The following is an 18,706-nucleotide window of genomic DNA, read 5'->3' on the forward strand; positions in this document are numbered from 1 at the left end:
GGTGATATGGCGCTACTGACGGATGATATGCAGGGAAAATTGATTGGCTTGCTGACGAGCGAGGGCTTGATTGAGCGGTCGGTTGTTAAGGAGGCGCAAAAGCGTGCCAGCGAGTTGGGTAAGCCGTTACTGTCGCTGTTGACCGAGGAGCACCTTTTGGAGAATGAATTATTGGTGCATGCGGTGGCGCAATTGTCTGGTGTGCCGTATGTTAATCTCGCAAGCAGCGTGATTGAGCAGCACATCTTGAACCTGCTGCCGGAGGATGTTGCCGAGCGATTTATGGCGGTACCGCTGGCCGAGGTGCAGGGGCGCTTGGCGGTGGCGATGATTGATGCTAATAATGTCCAGGCGGTTGATTACCTAGCAAATCGTATCCAGCGACCGCTCAAGGTATTTATGGCCTCCGAAGAAAGCATCCGTCATGTCCTTGGCCAGTACAGAACAGACTTATCATCGGTCAATGAGGCAGCGGAAGACTCGCAGCGCGAAGCACTGGATGAGTCGTCGCAGAACATTGTGACGATCGTTCAAGATTCGCCGATCTCGCGGGCGCTTAGTACAATCCTAGAGTATGCAGTAAAGAGCCATGCCTCGGACGTGCACATTGAGCCGTTAGAAAAGGCGTTGAAAATTCGCTGCCGTGTTGATGGCGTGTTGCGGGAAATTATGCAGCTACCAAAAAGTATTGAACCAGCGCTAGTTAGCCGTATTAAAATTCTATCAAATCTCAAAATTGATGAGCATCGAATTCCGCAGGATGGCCAGTTCGCGGTCAATGTAGCCGGCAAGGACGTCGACCTACGTATCGCGATTTCGCCGGTGGTATGGGGAGAGCAGGTGGTGATTCGTCTGCTGGATAAGACAGGTAACTCGTTTGATCTGACTGATATGGGATACGCCGGGCGCGCACTGAGAGCCATCCAAAAAGGCATCAAGCGGCCGAGCGGAATGATCTTGACATCTGGGCCGACCGGTTCAGGTAAATCAACCAGTCTATATGCGCTGATCAAGGAAATCAAGGACGACTCGATCAATATTGTGACGCTGGAGGATCCGGTGGAGTACAAGATTGACGGCGTCAATCAGATTCAGGTGCACGCTGATGTTGGACTGACGTTTGCATCGGGCTTACGGTCAATCCTCCGGCAGGATCCTGACGTGGTGATGGTCGGTGAGATCCGCGATACCGAGACAGCGAACTTGGCGGTGCAGGCGGCATTGACCGGACACTTGGTATTTTCGACACTGCACACTAATTCGGCGGCGGGTGTGCTGCCGCGGCTGCTGGATATGGGGATTGAGCCGTTCTTGATTGCTAGTACCGTGAACACCATTATTGGTCAGCGGCTGGTCAGGCGAGTGGCGCCAAAATATGATTCATATCAATCGTCACCACTTGAAACGGAGACTATTAAGTCAACGGTCGGTCATCTCCTGCCGAAAACCCAGGCTGATATACCGACCGTTTCGCAGGATTTGGGCTACAAGGCCTTGCCATTATCTGGTCAAGCCGCTTATACTTTAGTCAGGGGCCGCGATATGCCGCAGACGCCGCAAGGTTACTCTGGCCGGTGCGGTTTGTACGAGGTTATGGACGTCACTGAGGAAGTTCAAAACCTGATCGTCAAGCGGGCAACGAGCGCCGAGATTCAGCGGCTCGCCATTCAGCAAGGCATGATAACGATGCGTCAAGATGGTTATCTCAAGGCGCTCAGTGGCGTGACAACATTAGAAGAAGTAAATCGGGTAGCAGCCGATACAGCATAAAAGAAAAGGGGGACGATTATGAACAATCAAGAATTACGCATCGAAATTTTACTCGAAGAGGTGGTTAAAAAGCGGGCCTCAGACCTTCACATTCAAGTGGGCCTGCCACCGATGCTGCGTATTGACGGAACGTTGGTCGCAGCAACGGGCACGCAGCCGCTTGATGAGGCAACCGTGGAGCGGCTGGTATTTCAGATTCTTGATGAGGATCAGCGGCAAATTTTGCTCAAAGATAAGGAGTTTGACTTTTCGTTTGCGTTCGGTACACTGGGACGATTCCGGGTGAATGCCTTTCACGAGAGGGGTAATTTGGCAGCGGCGCTGCGCTTAATTCCAAACGAGATCAAGACTGCGCAGGAGCTGGGCATGCCGCCAATTGTCAATACATTTGCCGATTTCCCACGCGGTTTGGTGTTGGTGACGGGGCCGACTGGCTCTGGTAAATCGACGACGCTGGCGGCGCTGGTCGACAAAATTAACGCCGAAAAGTCGCAGCACATCATTACTATCGAAGACCCGATCGAATTTACGCACAAGTCAAAAAAATCAGTGGTGGTGCAGCGTGAGGTTCATTATGACACTTATTCGTTCTCGGCGGCGCTGCGTTCAAGCCTGCGCCAAGACCCAGACGTGGTGCTGATCGGTGAGATGCGCGACCTCGAGACAATCTCGGCGGCGATTACCATTGCCGAGACCGGGCACTTGGTGTTTGCGACGCTACACACCAACTCGGCGGCGCAGTCGATTGACCGTATGATCGACGTCTTCCCGCCGCATCAACAGCCGCAAATCCGGGCGCAGCTATCAAACATCCTGATGGCAATTTGTTCGCAGAGGCTGGTGCCGTCTATCGGTGGCGGTCGGGTGGTGGCGGCCGAGATCATGATTGCTAATCCAGCGGTGCGTAACATTATTCGCGAAGGCAAGAGCCATCAGCTGGATGCCGTCATTCAGACGGGTGCTGATCAGGGTATGCAGACCATGGATCGGACGCTGGTAAATCTGGTACAAAACGGTACGATTACCTATGATAGTGCCCGTGAGTTTGCGGTTGATCTAGCGGAGTTTGAGCGGCTTATCAGGGGATAGCACATGAAAAAATATTACTATGAAGCCAGGGATTCAGCCACGCAAAAGATTACCAAGTCGGTTGTGCAGGCTGAGAGCGAGGTCGCTGCGGCGAAGCTATTGAGCGCTCAGGGTTTCGTGCCGCTGAAAATTGAGCTGCAGGATGAGCGTGAGGGCTTCTTTCAGCGATTGTCAAATAAAATATCGTCCAAGGACAAGATCGTCTTTACGCGGCAACTAGCGACGTTGATTGGTGCGGGGTTGCCGCTGGCGCAGAGCATGCATACGGTACTGGAGCAGACGCAAAACAAGCGGATGCAGAGTATCATTCAGGAGATAATTTCCGATATCGAAGGCGGTCGGCAATTATCAAGTGCGTTCGAGAAGCATCCAGAAGTATTTGACAATGTGTATGTAGCATTGGTGGCGGCCGGTGAGGTATCAGGAACGTTGGATGAAGCGCTTAAGCGCATCGCGTCACAACAAGAAAAAGATACAGCGATGCTTAGCAAAGTGCGTGGCGCCATGGTCTATCCGGCGATTGTGCTGTTAGTGATCATCGCGGTGGTGGTATTCATGCTCGTGATGGTAGTGCCGCAGGTCGAAGGACTGTATGGTAGCTTACATAAAGAGCTACCGTTTACAACGAAGGCCATGGTCAGCGTCGCTGGTTTTTTGGCGCAGTTTTGGTGGGCGCTGGTGATTTTACTTGGTATCGGTTTGTATTTCTTTCAGCAGTATCTCAAAACCGAGGCTGGTATTCGCGCTAAAGATACGTTCAAGCTGAACATACCAGTGTTTGACGCCATGTTCCGCAAGCTGTACATGGCTCGCTTTACCCGTACCGGTCAAACGCTTCTCAATAGCGGGGTGGCGATGCTGGACATGCTGCGCATCACCGCTCGGGCAGTCAATAATTCAGTTATCCGTCAAGGCATTGAGCATGCTAGCGAGAAGGTGAAGGGCGGCAAGGCGCTGTCGGTGTCCTTAAAAAATGAGGACTATATCTTGCCAATGGTGCCGCAGATGATCAAGATTGGCGAACAGTCGGGTAAGATTGATGAGATGATGGGCAAGTGTGCGCAGATTTACGAAGATGAGCTGGATGAAGAGATCAAGGCGATCACGACGACCATTGAACCAGTGCTGATGGTGGTCTTGGCGGTCGTGGCCGGCGTGATGGTGGGTGCGATAATCTTTCCAATTTATAATCTGGTCGGAGACATTAGCCTCTAGACAATCCATAAGCAGTACAGTATAATAGCAAGAGAAAGTTAAGTCACAGAAAGGTGGGCAACTTCATGGCTCAGCAAAAAGCAAATAAAGGATTCACAATCATCGAGGTCGTGTTGGTGCTGGCAATCGCTGGGCTGATATTCTTGATGGTATTCTTGGCATGGCCGGCCCTGCAGCGCAGTCAGCGCGATACACAACGACGGAGCGATGTGACCAGGTTTGTCTCGCAGGTGAATAGTTACGCGACGAACAACAAGGGAAGTATTCCGAAAACCGATACAGGATCGATTAATAGCTTCCTCGATTCGTATATGAAGCGTGGCAATGGTGAATTCAAGGATCCGCAGACCGGCAATAATTACAGCGTGGTAACTGGCGTCGCTCAGCAGGGCTCGGCAACGACCGAGAAGATGGTATATGCCACGAGCGCTCAATGTGATGGCGAAAATATTGTTGCCAAAAGTGGCTCACCGCGGTCATTTGCCGTCAAGGTGCAGCTGGAAGGAAGCGGTGCGTTTTGTAAAGACAACCAAAACTAACCAGAGACAACGAATTATTGGTAGCCTCCTACTATCAGGGGGCTGCTTTTTTCATGATTTCTTGTTACCATTAACAGTATGATGATAGTGACAATACTGGTGGGCGTGGCGATCCTCGGCGCGGTGACGGGAAGTTTTATCGGTGCTCAGGTGTGGCGAGTCCGTGCTCGGCAGCTCGTTGAAGACAAGCAGGCCGGCGAACCGGTTGATACGCTGGAGCTCCGCCGCCTGAAGCCGCTGCTCAAACCTCTCAAGGACGATCGATCGCAGTGTCTTTCCTGCGGGCACGAGCTACGCTGGTATGATTTGCTGCCAGTGGTGAGCTGGCTGGTTGCTAGAGGTCGCTGTCGGTACTGCCAGGCACCGATTGGCTGGATGGAGCTGGGGCTCGAGGTGGCGATGGCCGGGTTGTTTGTCGCAGTGACGTGGCATGGCATGATGACGTTTACGGCGCCACTAGTGATAACGAAGGTTGCGATTATGTTGATGGGGCTATCGTATCTAGCGTTCCTGTTCGTGTATGACAAGCGGTGGTTTTTGCTTCCGGACGTGGCGAATTGGCCGTTCGTGATGTTGGGGGCGCTATTTGCTGGGATTCACGTAGCAACTGGCCAGCTGCCGGGCGGAGTGCTGGGGTTGATAGCGGCGGTTGTTATCCTCAGTGGCATGTACGCATCGCTCTACGTTGTGTCGAGTGGTCGCTGGATAGGGTTCGGTGATGTCAAGCTGACACTCGGCCTCGCCCTCTTTTTGATGGATTGGCGGCTAGCATTTCTCGCGCTCTTTTTAGCGAATTTACTCGGCACGCTACTGGTACTACCGGGGATGCTTCGGGGTACAGTGCAGCGTGGAGCGCGAATCCCATTTGGGCCGCTACTAATCGTCGGCTTTCTTATTTCGTGGTTTTTCGGCGTGAGGATCGTGGATTGGCTTATCGTGATTTGATAGTGCTTATGCTATAATAATGAGCATATGAAGCGGTGGCAATCCGGGTTTACAATCGTTGAAGTGGTGTTGTTCTTGGCGATCACCGGTCTATTGACCGTTGGCTTGTTAGCTGGCGTGAGCGCTGCGCTGCGTCAACAGCAGTATCATGACGCTGTTCAATCGTTCGCCGGCTTTATTCGTGATCAGTATAGCCGAGTGATTAGTATCGAGAATGATCGGGGCGATCGCGACACATGTCCTGTTAAGGGTGCAACAAACGACGGAGCTCGGGGCCAGTCGAATTGCGTTGTCGTTGGTCGCTATGTCAAGTCGACGAATTCCGAGGCACGTTCATTTACCGCCTATCCGCTGTATGCTCTGAAACGCTCGGGAGTGTGGACGTATAGCTATAGTGAAAGTGAGGCAAATACCTATACGGTTGGCTGGGGTGCGCAGGTACGATCACTCACGGCAACCAATACCATTGGTAGAGAACTGGCTTTATTAATATACCGCGACCCAGATAGCGGGCAGGTTATCGTACGCACGAATGACGCACCGTATTCACCAGCTAATATTAATAATTTTATTCGCAATATGCAGCCGAATGGCGGTATGTATACGGCTGATTTACAGCTGCGGCAGCGAGAGTTTTGTATCTATGATACTGGCTGGTCGGTTGGCCAGAGGCTGTCAGTCTTTTTGGGAGCAAAGGCTGGCTCGAGCGAGGCAGTGACAGTTGGTCATGCGACAAAGGGGTGCGATAATGAAGCGACGGCATAGCGCGCAGGGCGACACGATCATTGAAGTGGTGATGGCGGTAGCGATGTTTAGCATGCTGGCGATCGGTATCATGGCACTCATGAATAGCGGTATTGCTATGGCGCAGCGATCATTAGAGTTGACGCTTGTGCGGCAACAGATTGATAGTCAAGCAGAAATGCTGCGCTACATTCACGACAAGTCATCTCAGGCCGGCAGCTCATTTGCTACCCTCTGGGACGCGATGAAAGGTCGGACTATTGACCACGCCAATTCGCTACTGAATGTTAATCGATGTCCAGAGGCAATGCCGAGTGGGGGATTCGCACTAGCACCCAGCAAAAATACCTTTCAGTTGATTACCAATAAGTATGAATTATCGCCGACATATGCCAAGATTTCAACTGCTCGAAATCCAATTTCTCAGGGCATTTCAATTCAGCTGGTACGTGTTGAAGGCGGCCGCGCCTATGATGCGTACATTCAGGCCTGCTGGATGAGTGTGGGGACCGACCGGCCGATGACCACGGGGACGATTGTGAGGATGTATGACACGGCGGTATAGACGATATGGGTTTACCTTGGTTGAGCTGATGCTGGCGATGGCATTCGTGTCGGTGTTGCTACTGGCGATTGCTACGATAGCAATCCAGGCCGGCAAGCTGTATAATCGAGGCCTCACGCTCAAAAGTATCAATCAGTCCGGCCGCGAAATTAGCGATAGCTTGCGGCGTGACTTTTTGCAGGCTAATGCTGGCAAGATAAGTGGTAATGCTAATTCGGCCGTTGTCATGGTGCAGGCGGGTGGTGCTGATCGGAGCGGCCGACTCTGCCTCGGTGACTATTCATATGTCTGGAATGTGCCAAAGGTTGTCTCTGGAGAAGTGAAGGCCGGTGCGGGTATTATTACCGAAGTTGGTGGGCCGCATTCTGGTCGTCCGATTAATTTTGCTCGAGTGATTGACCCAGATGGTATGCTGTGCCAGAAAAATGAAACAACGGGGGCGTACATGTCAACAGTCGCGACGGATAAAGTGACACATCTTCTCAAGCCAGCCGGGTCGAATGATGTGGTGCTGGCAATTCATCAAATGAAAGCAGCGCGAGTGGCGGGTGATAGCGGGGCAGACAGTCTGTATCGTTTGGAATTTGTCCTTGGAACCAGTCAGCTTGAGGCAGTTAACACCGCTAATGGCACCTGTAAGCCACCGGCGGATAACAGTGAGAATCTCGACTTTTGCGCGATAAATAGTTTTGAGATGATTGTGAGGACAAATGGATAAAATAGCGAGAAATAATCAATCAGGTGCGGTGTCGTTATTTGCAGTGATCTTTGCGACACTGTTACTAACGGTTTTGATGCTCGGCTTCATGCGGCTCATAATGGTTGATCAGCGACAGGCCCTGAACAATGAGCTGTCACAAAGTGCGTATGATGCAGCCCTGTCCGGTGTTGAAGACGCCAAGCGAGTCGTGCGTGCCTGTCAAAAAGGAGATAACGGTGGCAAGGCTTGCGAACAGTTACGACTGCCTGATGACTGTAAAGTGGTCGCACGTGCGGGCGTTGCCGGTAATGTGGCCGCTAACGAGACGCTGATTCAGTCACGTCGCTCAGGGGATGGTAAAGAGTTCAACCAAGCCTATACCTGCGTCAACATCACGATGGACACGGAAGATTTCCTGGTTAGCATACCCGAAGGATCATCTCGTTTGGTGCCGCTGAAAGCCAAATCTGAATTTAATAAAATTGTCCTCGAGTGGTTTACTAAAGAGGACGCGAACGGCAACGTGGCTGCTGGACGAGTAAAAAATGCTGCCTCCGTATCAACTTCGCTGCCGGCATACAGTGACTGGGATGAGTCGCCGTCTCGTCCTGCACCCGCGCTACTGCGCACTCAGATGATTTTTCCAGGCGATACATTCGACCTTGCTAGTCTTGATAGCTCTCGTGTTGCGACAATGTTCCTTTATCCACGGACGCTGAGTGTCCCCGGACCGACGAACGGAGGTGTATCGGCAATTAATCTACCGCGAGCGGGCGGTGGTGGGCAATTTAATAATGCTCCGACACCGGTGAGCTGTTCTCCGGATTTTGCGAATAGTGGTTATTCGTGCCGAGTCACAATTGATATATCACCTGTTACGGCTGCCGCCAGCGTTAATTCATTCTTGCGTCTGACGCCGCTATATCGCATGTCACACGTGCGAATTGCCCTATATAATGGTGCAGAACCGGTTAAATTTGATGGTGTTCAGCCAGCGGTTGATGCAACTGGTCGTGCTAGTAATGTATTTCGGCGGGTTGAGGCGCGCCTTCAGATAGGTGACGACTTCCCGTATCCTGAAAATGCTATTGATCTTGAGAATAGCCTCTGTAAAGACTTTTCGGTGACCGAGGGTAGTGTGACACCGGGTAATTGTCGACCGTAGCATGAACCTATCTGGTGTCACTGTGAAAGCGCTCGTGGACATCTTTGAGGTGCTGGTCGGTGACGTGTGTGTAAATCTGAGTCGTGGCAATATTGCTGTGGCCAAGCATTGATTGTACCGCCCGCAGGTCTGCTCCATTCATCAGAAGGTCGGTTGCAAAGCTATGGCGCATAGTGTGCGGGCTAACGTGTTTGGTGATGCCAGCAAGCCGGGCGTAGTGTGATACCATCCGCTGGATCGAGCGAGCACTCAGCCGACGATAATCGCCGGAAACTGATGGTTTTGTTAGGCGCCTGCTATAGCTGATAAATAGAGCCGGTAGGCTGTCACTGCGCGAATCAAGGTAGTTTTTGACATGCTCAGCAGCGGACATCGAGACAAATACCGGCCGGTCTTTCTGGCCCTTACCGCGCACCATAAACTCGCGTCGAGCGAGATTGATGTGGTCACGATTCAGGTTAACAAGCTCTGACACGCGCAGTCCGCTTGAAAACAAAAGCTCAATAATTGCGCGGTCGCGAAGGCCTGGTTCATTGTCCAATGGGATCTGCTCGATGAGCCGTACCACCTCGTCGTAGTGGAGAAATGTGACTTGTTTGCGAACGGTTTTTGGTAGGATGATCTTGTCGGCTGCCAGCGATGGAATATCTCGTTGTGATAAATACGTCAATAATCCACGTAGGGCAATTAAGTGGTAATTTTGTGTAATTAACAACAATTCTTCACCGGTGTTGCTATTTTTATAACGGTTTAACCAGAGGCGATACTTACGAATTGTCTCTGATGTTATTTTTGCAACATCAATATCACCAGCAAAATCAATGAAGCGCTCAAGGTATAATTTGTAGTTCTCAATGGTGCGCGGACTGCGACCACCTTCAACTTCGAGATGTTCTAGGAAATCTGCTAATGCTTCTGAGAGATACATAGTTTAATTTTAACAACATCTATACCGTTTATCAAACGAATACTTTTTGTTATGATGAAGAAAATAATACACGAAGGAGACATATGACTGAATCAAAAGAAAAGAATATGTGTGGCATTGAACGAACACTGATTGTGTTCAAGCCTGATGCAGTACAGCGGGGGATCGTCGGCGAAATCTTGCAGCGGTTTGAGCGTGTTGGCCTCAAGATTATCGGTGTCAAGATGGTTGCTCCGGGTCGTGAGCACTACTTTGCGCACTACGAAACGATTGGCAAGATGGTAACGCGTCGTGGTGAAGAAATTTTTGATATGACGCTCGATATGATGATGGATGGGCCGGTTATCGCTATGGTTCTTGAAGGAGTTGAAGCGGTTGCCGTGGTGCGTAAAATTGTTGGCCCAACCGAGCCAAAGTCTGCCGATATGGGTACGATTCGTGGTGACTATTCGCACGTTAGCTTTGGCTACGCCAACGAATGCCAAAAGGGTGTGCCGAACTTGATTCACGCATCGGGTGATCCTGACGAGGCGGCACAAGAAGTCGCCCACTGGTTTAAACCCGAAGAGTTGATGGATTATGCGACGTTAAACGAAAAGTTTACTCGGTAACATTTGTCGCGACCGACGACCACCCGTGTTATAATTAACACGGGTGGTTTTTATGTGTGCCTCGGTAGCTCAACTGGATAGAGCAGATCCGTCCTAAGGATAAGGTTGTAGGTTCAACTCCTGCCCGGGGTACCAAAGAATTATGACGAAGAAAGCCAAATCAGATAAATCATTTGATGGCCAGCGCGATGGCGAGGAGTTGCTGTTTGTGTTTCGTCGGCATATTATTGCTATGCGTAAGGGTTTTTATCTATTACTCATCCCAATGACGATTGGCGCGCTGCCGTATCTTATTTGGCAGGATAATCTCAATCTTTTATGGGTATTTCTCGGTAGCTTCATCTTTGGGCTCGTTCTGTTCAGCTATCATTTTTTAATGTGGTTCTACACATATTACATTGTAACGAACCAGCGACTTCGCCAGATAACGCAGCATGGTTTTTTTGGTAAGGATGTAATTGAACTTAAACTAGCGAAAGTCCAGAATATCAGTTATGTCGTGCCTGGTTTTACGGGCGAAATGTTCAAATTTGGTACAATAGTTATTCAGACGTTTGTCGGGGACCTTGTCATTAAAAATGTCGAGCACCCAGATGAGATTTATAATAAGCTGCAAGATGCGGTGGACCTTGCTGCTGAAAGGAGTGATCATGCTAAAGAAGACAACGAAGGTTAAGAAAAAGGACAAACGCTCACTGCCGTCACGGATTACTAATGATACCGTCGCGGAGCATCGCGAGAAGGTGCTGGCCGGTGGGCGCAAACACAAGTATCCGATACAGTACTCCAAGCATAAACTAGTCTGGAACACGATTTTTATTAGTATCGCTGGGCTCGTGACAGTGATAGTCCTGTTATACCTGCAGCTCTATGTTTGGAAGGACACGAGCGATTTGGCATATCGTATTACTAAAATTTTGCCACTGCCGGCCGGTTCAGTTGAAGGGGAATTTGTGCGCTATAGTGATTATTTACTATATAACCGCGGTAATATGGCGGTGCTTAAGACTCAGGGTCAAGATCAGGCTGGTGATAAAGTCGCTTTTCAGCGGCAGCGGGCCATGAACCAAGCGGTGCAGGATGCATATGTGCGTAAGCTAGCGAGAGAAAGGGGTATATCAGTTGATGATCGAAAAGTTGATGAAGAGATGGACCGCCAGCAAAAGGATGCCGGCCTGTCAAAAGAAGCCTACCGTTCGGCGGTAAAAGATATGATTGGCTGGTCGCTTGATGAGGCGCGTGATGGCATTAGGGCATCGCTGCTGCGCTGGGAAGTATCGTTTGCCGTTGATGAAGCGGCGGCCAACCTTGTTAAGGAAGTTGAAACACAGCTCAAGGCCGGTAAATCGTTGACCGATGTCGCGGCGGCGTTAGGCGAACGAGTACAAGTAATGCCAGAGACTGTTGTTCCGAAGACCAACAAAGACGGTGGCTTGACCGAGGTGGCGATTAGAACCGCAGATGGCACGATCTCTGGGGTTATTAAGCCGCTCGGTGGCGATGGCTACTACTTTGTTCAGCCACGCTCACGGGATAACGGTTCAATCACCTACTCATACCTCAAGATTCCATTGACGACATTTAAAGCTAATTTTGATAAGTTGATCAATGACAAGAAAGTTACCTATTACGTTCATCTTGATCAGCCAGCCGAACAAAAGTCTGGTGAGTAGAAATAGCCTCCGGCCTGCTCGTCATCATCTTTGCGAAAGCCTCACTCATCTGCTATAATTCTTGGGGAGACATGCCGCTGTAGCTCAGTTGGTAGAGCGGCGCTTTCGTAAAGCGTAGGTCACCGGTTCGAATCCGGTCAGCGGCTCCAGAACAGCATGAAGAACCATATTACAAACACATTACGACAGATAATGAAAGACCGCTGGCTACTTGGTCTTGTTATTGTTAACATCTTACTAGCGTCAATAATTATTATCTCCTTTGCTGTTACTATCAAGCCTAAAGAAACCCAAGTTATTGTTCAGCATAGTGCATTTAGTGTGACGGGGCTTTATCGTGGTCACTGGTATTCGCTTTGGACGTATGGCGTGTTGCAGCTTATGATTACGGTTGGGCACATCATATTGAGCGCTAAGCTTGCTGTGGTACAGCGTCGAGACTTAGCACTGGCACTTCTTTGGCTCACAATCGCTATATCAGTTATACTAGCACTGTTTGCTTACTCAATAATCGTAATCGCGTCGGTGGTGTAGAATTATGGATATAGAAATACCACTTGGTAAACGAAAGCCGCTCTATCGATTTCTAGAGATTCTGCCGGGTCTGTTGAGCTATGGTGCAATTATTCTTCTTGTCATATTGTCGATTTTTAGTCCACTGCTTGCGTCACTCTATCTGCTTATTATCATCCTGTCGATGATGGTGCGCGTGGTTGGTATTACCTATCATATGGTCGCTGGCCGTGCCAGGATGGATAAGGCGTGTCTGATCAATTGGCATGCGCGTCTTGAAGATCTCGAAGATCCGCAGGCGGTATATGCACGTATTCGTGACCAGCGACAGAAGGAGGTCGGCTTTGCAGAGCACAAAGAAAACTTACGTCTCATTGCTTCTGCACAGCCAGGGTTTTTCCCGAAACCATCTGAAATTTATAATGCAGTCATCATGCCAGCCTATAATGAGAGCATTGAGGTAATCGAACCAGCCATTCAAGCAGTAATCGCTACTACGTATGATAAAAAGCGTATGATTATGGTATTTGCGTATGAAGAGCGAGGCGGTAAGGATATCGACACGACCGCCAAGACACTGCAAAAACGCTATGGCAAGTATTTTCACGCCTTTCATATCGTCAAGCATCCAAAAGACATTCCGAATGAGGTGATCGGCAAGGGTGGCAATATTACACATGCCGGGCGCTGGCTGAAGGGGTGGCTTGAGAAGCAGCATATTCCGTACGGTAATGTTATTGTCACGACGATGGACTGTGATAATAAGCCACATGAAACCTACTTTGACTACCTGACATACGAATATATCGTCCGCGAGGACCGTAAGCACTACTCGTATCAACCGGTTTGCCTATTTACTAGTAATATTTGGGATGTGCCGGCGCCGATGCGTGTGGTCGCGACGGGTAACTCATTCTGGAATATTATTAGCTCAATGCGCCCTCATTCGCTACGTAATTTTGCTTCACATGCTCAGCCGATGGATGCGCTCGTTGAGATGGACTTCTGGAGTGTTCGAACGATCGTCGAAGACGGCCACCAGTATTGGCGCAGCTACTTCTATTTTGGTGGTAACTACGGGGTCGTGCCACTCCATGTACCGATTTATCAAGACGCGGTATTGTCAGCTACGTATATAAAAACGCTCAAAGCGCAGTTTATCCAGTTTCGTCGTTGGGCGTATGGGGCATCTGATGTTGCGTATGTTGGTGAACGGGTCTTTACTAAGCAGCGTAATGTACCATTTTGGGCTGGTTTCTCACGGTTTGTGCGGCTACTTGATGGGAATGTGACATTAGCCTGCAATTCGGTTCTAGTTGCTTTTGGTGGCTGGGTGCCGCTTATTGTTAATGCCGAGGCAGCTCGTAGTGTCGCCGCGCATCAATTGCCTGATACGGTGAGTACGCTGCAGCAAATTGCGTTGATTGGTATGGCGATAGCGATTTTTAGTGCTTTCAAGATTTTACCACCGCGTCCAGTTCGCTACACGCGACGTCGAAGTGTCTGGATGCTTTTACAATGGGTACTAATGCCAGTGACGTCTATTGTCTATAGCTCTGCTGCGGCGTTTGCCGCGCAGACTCGCCTGTTAGTCGGGCGATATCTCGATAAGTTTGACGTCACCGAAAAAGCCACAGCGGCGATTAACGCTCGCCAGAGGGCGGCTGCACGTAAACGGTCGAAGACCTCCCGCGTCGTCGAGAAGTGATGAGGCGGTGCTGAGCGGCATACTGGAGTGCCGCTACTGGATCGTAGCGTTGGAGAATCATGTGTGTTATTTGAGTGATGATTTGTGTAGATAGCGGCTTACCTTGCTTGATAATCTGTTGCTGCACAGTTTGTGCAAGGAAGTAGCTATCATGTGCTGCAGCATGCTTATTATGTTGAAAGCTACGGCTAATGCTTATGATGAGCTTTCCTAAATTGAAAGGGGTGGTTGACCCGTCGTGTGTTAGCACCATGCGCCCGTCTAGCGTAGCTTGTTCGTATGTCGTAAAGACTGCGCCACATTCTGGACAGGCCCGTCGCCGCCAGACGCTGGGGTGTTTCGTGTGCTTGCGGGAGTTTTTTGTAGTAGTTTTATCGTGAAAACAATTTATACAAATCATATCAATATATTGACATATCGCTATAAAAAATACTAGTGGAAAAGTATATAAAAATGTGTAAAATAGAAAAAACTAAAAACCCTCCGCACTGCGAGGGTTGTATGCAATAATGGTGGGCAATAGAGGATTCGAACCTCTCACCTCTTCAACGTCAATGAAGCGCTCTAGCCAAATGAGCTAATCGCCCGACTATTGTCAATAATAGCAGGAATTAGTGGTGAATGCAATTACCTCTTGCGGAGAGCGTAGGGGTTGGCCGTCATGTCGTTTCTTGGTGTAGTATTACGGATCCGCTACCTAGTCCATGCGTCGTAAGGGTTGCCCGGAACTTTTAACTATGATACGGTGAGAATAGCAAGGACAGAGACTAACCACCTCTCGAGCAACGTGAAAGCGGTTGCGGCGCACGAAACCAGCCGGAGCAAGAGTCATCGCCAAGGTGGAACCTCCTGGCTCGTCCCCAGGACCGAGGCACGCACGCTATACGCGTTGGGCGTGCTTTTATAATTACTTAAAGGAGGTTTTATGAGCGAAGATAAACTCTATGCAATGCGACACAGCCTGGCGCATATTATGGCGGCGGCTGTGCAGCGGGTATGGCCAGACGCCAAGTTTGGAGTTGGTCCGGTTATTGAACATGGGTTTTATTACGATATTGATCTTGGTGAAACGAAGATCAGTGAGCAGCAGTTTAATAAAATTGAAAAGGTAATGCGACGAATCATTGCCGAAAAGCAAGACTTTGTGTGCACAAAATGCCCAATTGATGAAGCAATTCAATGGGCCAAAGATAGCCATCAGCCATATAAAGAAGAACTTCTTAATGACCTAAAACGTGCCGGGACAACGGTAGCAAAAGATCTGGACGCTGCAGAAATGGGTACAATTGCCGAAGGTGATAGCGCGCTCGATGAAGTTTCGTTTTATACCAACGGGTCGTTTAAGGATCTGTGTCGTGGACCGCATGCTGTAAATACCAGTCAGGTTGGTGCATTTAAGTTGATGCGGGTTGCGGGCGCCTATTGGCGGGGCAATGAAAAGAATCCTCAAATGCAGCGACTATACGGTGTAGCTTTTGCTACGCAGGAAGAGCTGGATAAATATTTGGAGAAATTAGAGCTGGCCAAACAGCGTGATCACCGCAAGTTAGGCAAGGAGCTTGATCTGTACACCACCTCGCCGCTCGTGGGGGTTGGTTTGCCATTATTTACACCTCGTGGAACTATCTTGCGCGATACCGTGGCCCAATACTCAAATCAGCTGCGTCAGAGGTTTGGTTTTGAAAAAGTCTGGACGCCGCATATTACCAAAAAGGATTTGTATGAAACGTCAGGCCACTGGGCCAAATTTGGCGAAGAGCTGTTTTTGGTTAAAAGCCAGGAAACCAGTGATGAAATGGCGTTAAAGCCGATGAACTGCCCGCACCATACGCAGATTTTTGCTTCACAACCTCGTAGCTACCGCGATATGCCGGTGCGCTACTTGGAGACGACCACTGATTATCGTGACGAGAAAACCGGTGAGCTTGGTGGTCTGAATCGCGTGCGCTCATTAACCCAGGACGATAGTCATGTTTTCTGTCGTCCAGATCAAATTGAGCAAGAGATCAATAATTTGTTGTCCGCTGCCCAGGAATTGTACGGTACTATTGATATGAAACTGCGGGTTCGACTGAGTTATCGCGATGATTCTGATGCATATTTGGGCGAACGTGAGCTGTGGGCTTCCGCACAAAATCAGTTGAAATCAGCAGTTGAAAAAGTTGGCTTGGACTATTTTGAGCAGGAAGGTGAGGCTGCTTTTTACGGACCAAAAATTGATTTCATGGCAACTGACGCTATCGGTCGTGAGCACCAAGTCGCGACAGTGCAGCTAGACTTCGTGCAGCCGCAACGGTTTGGTTTGGAATACACAGATAGTGATGGTAATTTTACAACACCTGTGATGATTCACTGTGCGCTGCTCGGGTCGATTGAACGATTCTTGAGCGTCTTCATTGAACACACGGGTGGTTGGTTCCCGTTTTGGGCGGCGCCAGAACAAGTACGTATTCTAACGATTAATGACACCGTCTCAGACTACGTTGATGAAATTACATCGATTTTATCAGAGGTGACCTTAATGAAACCAATAAAATACAACGATGTAAGATTTACAATAGATAGTCGTAATGAATCCCTTGGGAAAAAGATTCGTGAGGCGACTGTTGTAAAAATACCAATACAGATTATTGTTGGGCCAAAGGATCAGATAGCGCGTGTCGTAAGCATCAGGACGCATGCGGGTGAAGAGCAAATTCCGCTTGAACAGCTAGCTGAGTATGTACGGGGACTGTAATCTTGTGCGTAGGCTAAGAATTGCAATTGATATCGACGATGTTCTAGCAGAAAATGCAATCGGGTTTGTGGCGTTTAGTAATGAACGGTGGGGCACACGATTGAGTGTTGATGACTATAGCGAACACTGGTCGGAGATGTGGCATGTTGATAGCGAGGAGGCAGAACGGCGTGCTCATGTCTTTCATGACTCTGGTGCGATAAGGGGATATGCTCATATAGGGGGGGCGGAGGAGGTGCTTAGAAACATGTCGCAGGTGCATCATCTCATGGTGGCTACTTCGCGTCGCTTGCAGGTGCAAAGCGATACACTACTTTGGATCGAGGAGCATTTTCCAGGGATTTTCGCCAGTTCTGCGGTCTACTTCTCTGGCCTATGGGATATAGTGCACGAGGGCTCTCATAAACTGACAAAAACAGAGTTAATCACGCAAATTAATGCCGATGTTTTAATTGATGATCAGTTGAAACATTGTTTAGCTGTTTCCGAGACTGGTCGTAATGCTATCTTATTTGGTGATTATACTTGGAATAGAGCAGATAGTTTGCCGGATAGAGTGGTGCGATGCCATTCGTGGTCAGAAGTGGAGGTGGAAATTGAGCGAATTGCCAATAGCTAGCTTGCGAGACCGGATCTATATTCTCATGGCGCAGCTACCTGACGACAAGGTGACGACGTACGGTGACTTGGCAGCACTGTCTGGACACCCGCACGCAGCACGAATTGTGGGCGGGATAGCGCATGGTGGCCCAGAGAATTTGCCGTGGCATCGCCTAGTGAACGCGAAAGGTGGCTTGGCGGTAGGTTTTCCGGGTGGGCAAGGTGTGCAAAGGCAGCTACTTGAACAAGATGGTATTTATTGCGATGAAAGGTGGCGGATAATTGATTTTGAGGAACGACGATGGCGGCCGAAACTATAAAAGCAAAATTACCCCTAGTTGTTATCGCGGGGCCGACTGCTAGTGGTAAGACCTCGCTAGCGATTCGTCTGGCAAAACAATATAATGGCGAAATAATTTGTGCCGATAGCAGAACAATATATCGAGACATGGATATTGGTACGGCAAAGCCAACTATGGCTGAGCGAGAAGCCGTGCCCCATTGGGGCCTTGATTTGGTCAGCCCGGGCGAGACATTTAGCGCCGCACAGTTTAAGGAGTATGCTCTGCAAAAAATAAGTGAAATTCGCTCTCGGGGGTGTTTACCATTTCTTGTCGGCGGCACGGGTCTCTATATCGATGCAGTAATTTTTAATTTTCAATTTGGAGCTCCTCCCGATTCTGCTTTACGGTGTGAGCTAGAAAAAAAGACGGTAGCTGAATTGCAATATTATTGTTGTAAATACAACATAAAATTACCAGAGAATAACAAGAATAAGCGCTATCTTATACGTGCTATTGAACAAAAAAATAAAAATAACAGATATGAATTTATGATTAGAGATAATAGTATCGTTGTAGGTATAGCAACAAATAAGGAAATATTACGAACAAGAATTATGTTCAGATCTGAACAATTATTTTTAAATAATGTTGTGGATGAAGCAGTGCTGTTGACCCGGAAATATGGCTGGGATAATGAGGCCATGACAGGTAATGTCTATCCGTTGGTCCGAGAGTTTTTGAATAAAAATATTACCGAAAGTGAATTAAAGCGGCAATTTGTTGTAGCTGATTGGCGGTTAGCGAAGCGACAGATGACGTGGCTGCGGCGTAACCCGTTTATCATGTGGGCGACGCTTGACTCTGCTGAACACTATTTGTCACAACTTTTGGCTCAGGCGTAAAATTTATGGTACAATTCT

Annotated in this window: 20 protein-coding genes and 3 tRNA genes; 20 read left to right on the top strand and 3 right to left on the bottom strand. The window is 49.1% G+C overall.

Annotation, left to right across the window (positions count from 1 at the left end):
- Positions 1-6 precede the first annotated feature (6 nt).
- From NLML1_RS00540 to NLML1_RS00580, 9 genes are all read left to right on the top strand, one after another.
- Entirely contained in the window at positions 7-1,770 is a 1,764-nt protein-coding gene (locus NLML1_RS00540) for a GspE/PulE family protein (protein WP_285441649.1), read from the top strand.
- 18 nt (positions 1,771-1,788) lie between these two features.
- Positions 1,789-2,859, top strand: a complete 1,071-nt coding sequence (locus tag NLML1_RS00545) for a type IV pilus twitching motility protein PilT (RefSeq protein ID WP_138076202.1) — start codon at positions 1,789-1,791, stop codon at positions 2,857-2,859.
- Positions 2,860-2,862: 3 nt separating this feature from the next.
- Positions 2,863-4,074 carry a type II secretion system F family protein gene (locus NLML1_RS00550; protein ID WP_162453963.1) on the top strand — a complete coding sequence of 404 codons (1,212 nt, stop codon included), beginning with the start codon at positions 2,863-2,865 and terminating at the stop codon, positions 4,072-4,074.
- A 65-nt stretch (positions 4,075-4,139) separates the two neighbouring features.
- Entirely contained in the window at positions 4,140-4,613 is a 474-nt protein-coding gene (locus NLML1_RS00555) for a type II secretion system protein (RefSeq protein ID WP_138076206.1), read from the top strand.
- A 78-nt stretch (positions 4,614-4,691) separates the two neighbouring features.
- Positions 4,692-5,558, top strand: coding sequence for a prepilin peptidase (locus tag NLML1_RS00560; protein WP_285441650.1), 867 nt, complete (start codon positions 4,692-4,694; stop codon positions 5,556-5,558).
- A gap of 27 nt (positions 5,559-5,585) precedes the next feature.
- Complete coding sequence (locus NLML1_RS00565; protein ID WP_171270895.1) at positions 5,586-6,323, top strand: type II secretion system protein; 738 nt, start codon at positions 5,586-5,588, stop codon at positions 6,321-6,323.
- Positions 6,307-6,867, top strand: a complete 561-nt coding sequence (locus NLML1_RS00570; protein WP_285441651.1) for a PulJ/GspJ family protein — start codon at positions 6,307-6,309, stop codon at positions 6,865-6,867. The genes NLML1_RS00565 and NLML1_RS00570 overlap by 17 nt, the downstream gene beginning before the upstream one ends.
- Positions 6,851-7,585, top strand: a complete 735-nt coding sequence (locus tag NLML1_RS00575; protein WP_285441652.1) for a PilW family protein — start codon at positions 6,851-6,853, stop codon at positions 7,583-7,585. Before NLML1_RS00570 ends, NLML1_RS00575 begins: the two co-directional genes overlap by 17 nt.
- Entirely contained in the window at positions 7,578-8,732 is a 1,155-nt protein-coding gene (locus NLML1_RS00580; protein WP_285441653.1) for a hypothetical protein, read from the top strand. The genes NLML1_RS00575 and NLML1_RS00580 overlap by 8 nt, the downstream gene beginning before the upstream one ends.
- A gap of 7 nt (positions 8,733-8,739) precedes the next feature.
- On the opposite strand, the gene xerA is transcribed toward NLML1_RS00580, so the two are convergent.
- Positions 8,740-9,660, bottom strand: a complete 921-nt coding sequence (xerA, locus tag NLML1_RS00585; RefSeq protein WP_285441654.1) for a site-specific tyrosine recombinase/integron integrase — start codon at positions 9,658-9,660, stop codon at positions 8,740-8,742.
- An 83-nt stretch (positions 9,661-9,743) separates the two neighbouring features.
- Between xerA and NLML1_RS00590 the strand changes: the two genes are divergently transcribed.
- From NLML1_RS00590 to NLML1_RS00620, 7 genes are all read left to right on the top strand, one after another.
- Positions 9,744-10,271 carry a nucleoside-diphosphate kinase gene (locus NLML1_RS00590; RefSeq protein WP_285441655.1) on the top strand — a complete coding sequence of 176 codons (528 nt, stop codon included), beginning with the start codon at positions 9,744-9,746 and terminating at the stop codon, positions 10,269-10,271.
- Positions 10,272-10,329: 58 nt separating this feature from the next.
- Positions 10,330-10,406: transfer RNA gene (locus tag NLML1_RS00595), tRNA-Arg, on the top strand.
- 7 nt (positions 10,407-10,413) lie between these two features.
- On the top strand, positions 10,414-10,947 hold the full coding sequence (locus NLML1_RS00600; protein WP_285441656.1) for a PH domain-containing protein: 534 nt from the start codon (positions 10,414-10,416) through the stop codon (positions 10,945-10,947).
- Positions 10,922-11,944, top strand: a complete 1,023-nt coding sequence (locus NLML1_RS00605) for a SurA N-terminal domain-containing protein (RefSeq protein ID WP_285441657.1) — start codon at positions 10,922-10,924, stop codon at positions 11,942-11,944. Before NLML1_RS00600 ends, NLML1_RS00605 begins: the two co-directional genes overlap by 26 nt.
- A gap of 73 nt (positions 11,945-12,017) precedes the next feature.
- A tRNA-Thr gene (locus tag NLML1_RS00610) sits at positions 12,018-12,093 on the top strand.
- Positions 12,094-12,100: 7 nt separating this feature from the next.
- Positions 12,101-12,478 carry a hypothetical protein gene (locus NLML1_RS00615; protein ID WP_162453972.1) on the top strand — a complete coding sequence of 126 codons (378 nt, stop codon included), beginning with the start codon at positions 12,101-12,103 and terminating at the stop codon, positions 12,476-12,478.
- A 4-nt stretch (positions 12,479-12,482) separates the two neighbouring features.
- Positions 12,483-14,165: a glycosyltransferase family protein gene (locus NLML1_RS00620; protein WP_171277521.1), complete on the top strand. Its 1,683-nt coding sequence runs from the start codon at positions 12,483-12,485 to the stop codon at positions 14,163-14,165.
- Here the strand turns inward: NLML1_RS00620 and NLML1_RS04460 are convergent.
- Both NLML1_RS04460 and NLML1_RS00625 read right to left on the bottom strand, forming a co-directional pair.
- Positions 14,101-14,565: an NrdR family transcriptional regulator gene (locus NLML1_RS04460; RefSeq protein ID WP_404979371.1), complete on the bottom strand. Its 465-nt coding sequence runs from the start codon at positions 14,563-14,565 to the stop codon at positions 14,101-14,103. The genes NLML1_RS00620 and NLML1_RS04460 overlap by 65 nt on opposite strands.
- A 110-nt stretch (positions 14,566-14,675) precedes the next feature.
- Positions 14,676-14,752, bottom strand: a tRNA-Val gene (locus NLML1_RS00625).
- Positions 14,753-15,090: 338 nt separating this feature from the next.
- Between NLML1_RS00625 and thrS the strand changes: the two genes are divergently transcribed.
- Genes thrS through NLML1_RS00645 form a run of 4 tightly spaced genes read left to right on the top strand, consistent with a single transcriptional unit; the run spans position 15,091 to position 18,688 of the window.
- On the top strand, positions 15,091-16,902 hold the full coding sequence (gene thrS, locus NLML1_RS00630; protein ID WP_171271683.1) for a threonine--tRNA ligase: 1,812 nt from the start codon (positions 15,091-15,093) through the stop codon (positions 16,900-16,902).
- A gap of 4 nt (positions 16,903-16,906) precedes the next feature.
- Entirely contained in the window at positions 16,907-17,521 is a 615-nt protein-coding gene (locus NLML1_RS00635) for a 5' nucleotidase, NT5C type (protein WP_285441658.1), read from the top strand.
- Position 17,522: 1 nt separating this feature from the next.
- Entirely contained in the window at positions 17,523-17,822 is a 300-nt protein-coding gene (locus NLML1_RS00640; RefSeq protein ID WP_353961984.1) for an MGMT family protein, read from the top strand.
- Complete coding sequence (locus NLML1_RS00645; RefSeq protein WP_285441660.1) at positions 17,804-18,688, top strand: tRNA (adenosine(37)-N6)-dimethylallyltransferase; 885 nt, start codon at positions 17,804-17,806, stop codon at positions 18,686-18,688. Before NLML1_RS00640 ends, NLML1_RS00645 begins: the two co-directional genes overlap by 19 nt.
- Positions 18,689-18,706: the final 18 nt, after the last annotated feature.

Source organism: Candidatus Nanosynbacter lyticus (assembly GCF_030253515.1).
GTDB lineage: Bacteria > Patescibacteriota > Saccharimonadia > Saccharimonadales > Saccharimonadaceae > Nanosynbacter > Nanosynbacter lyticus_A.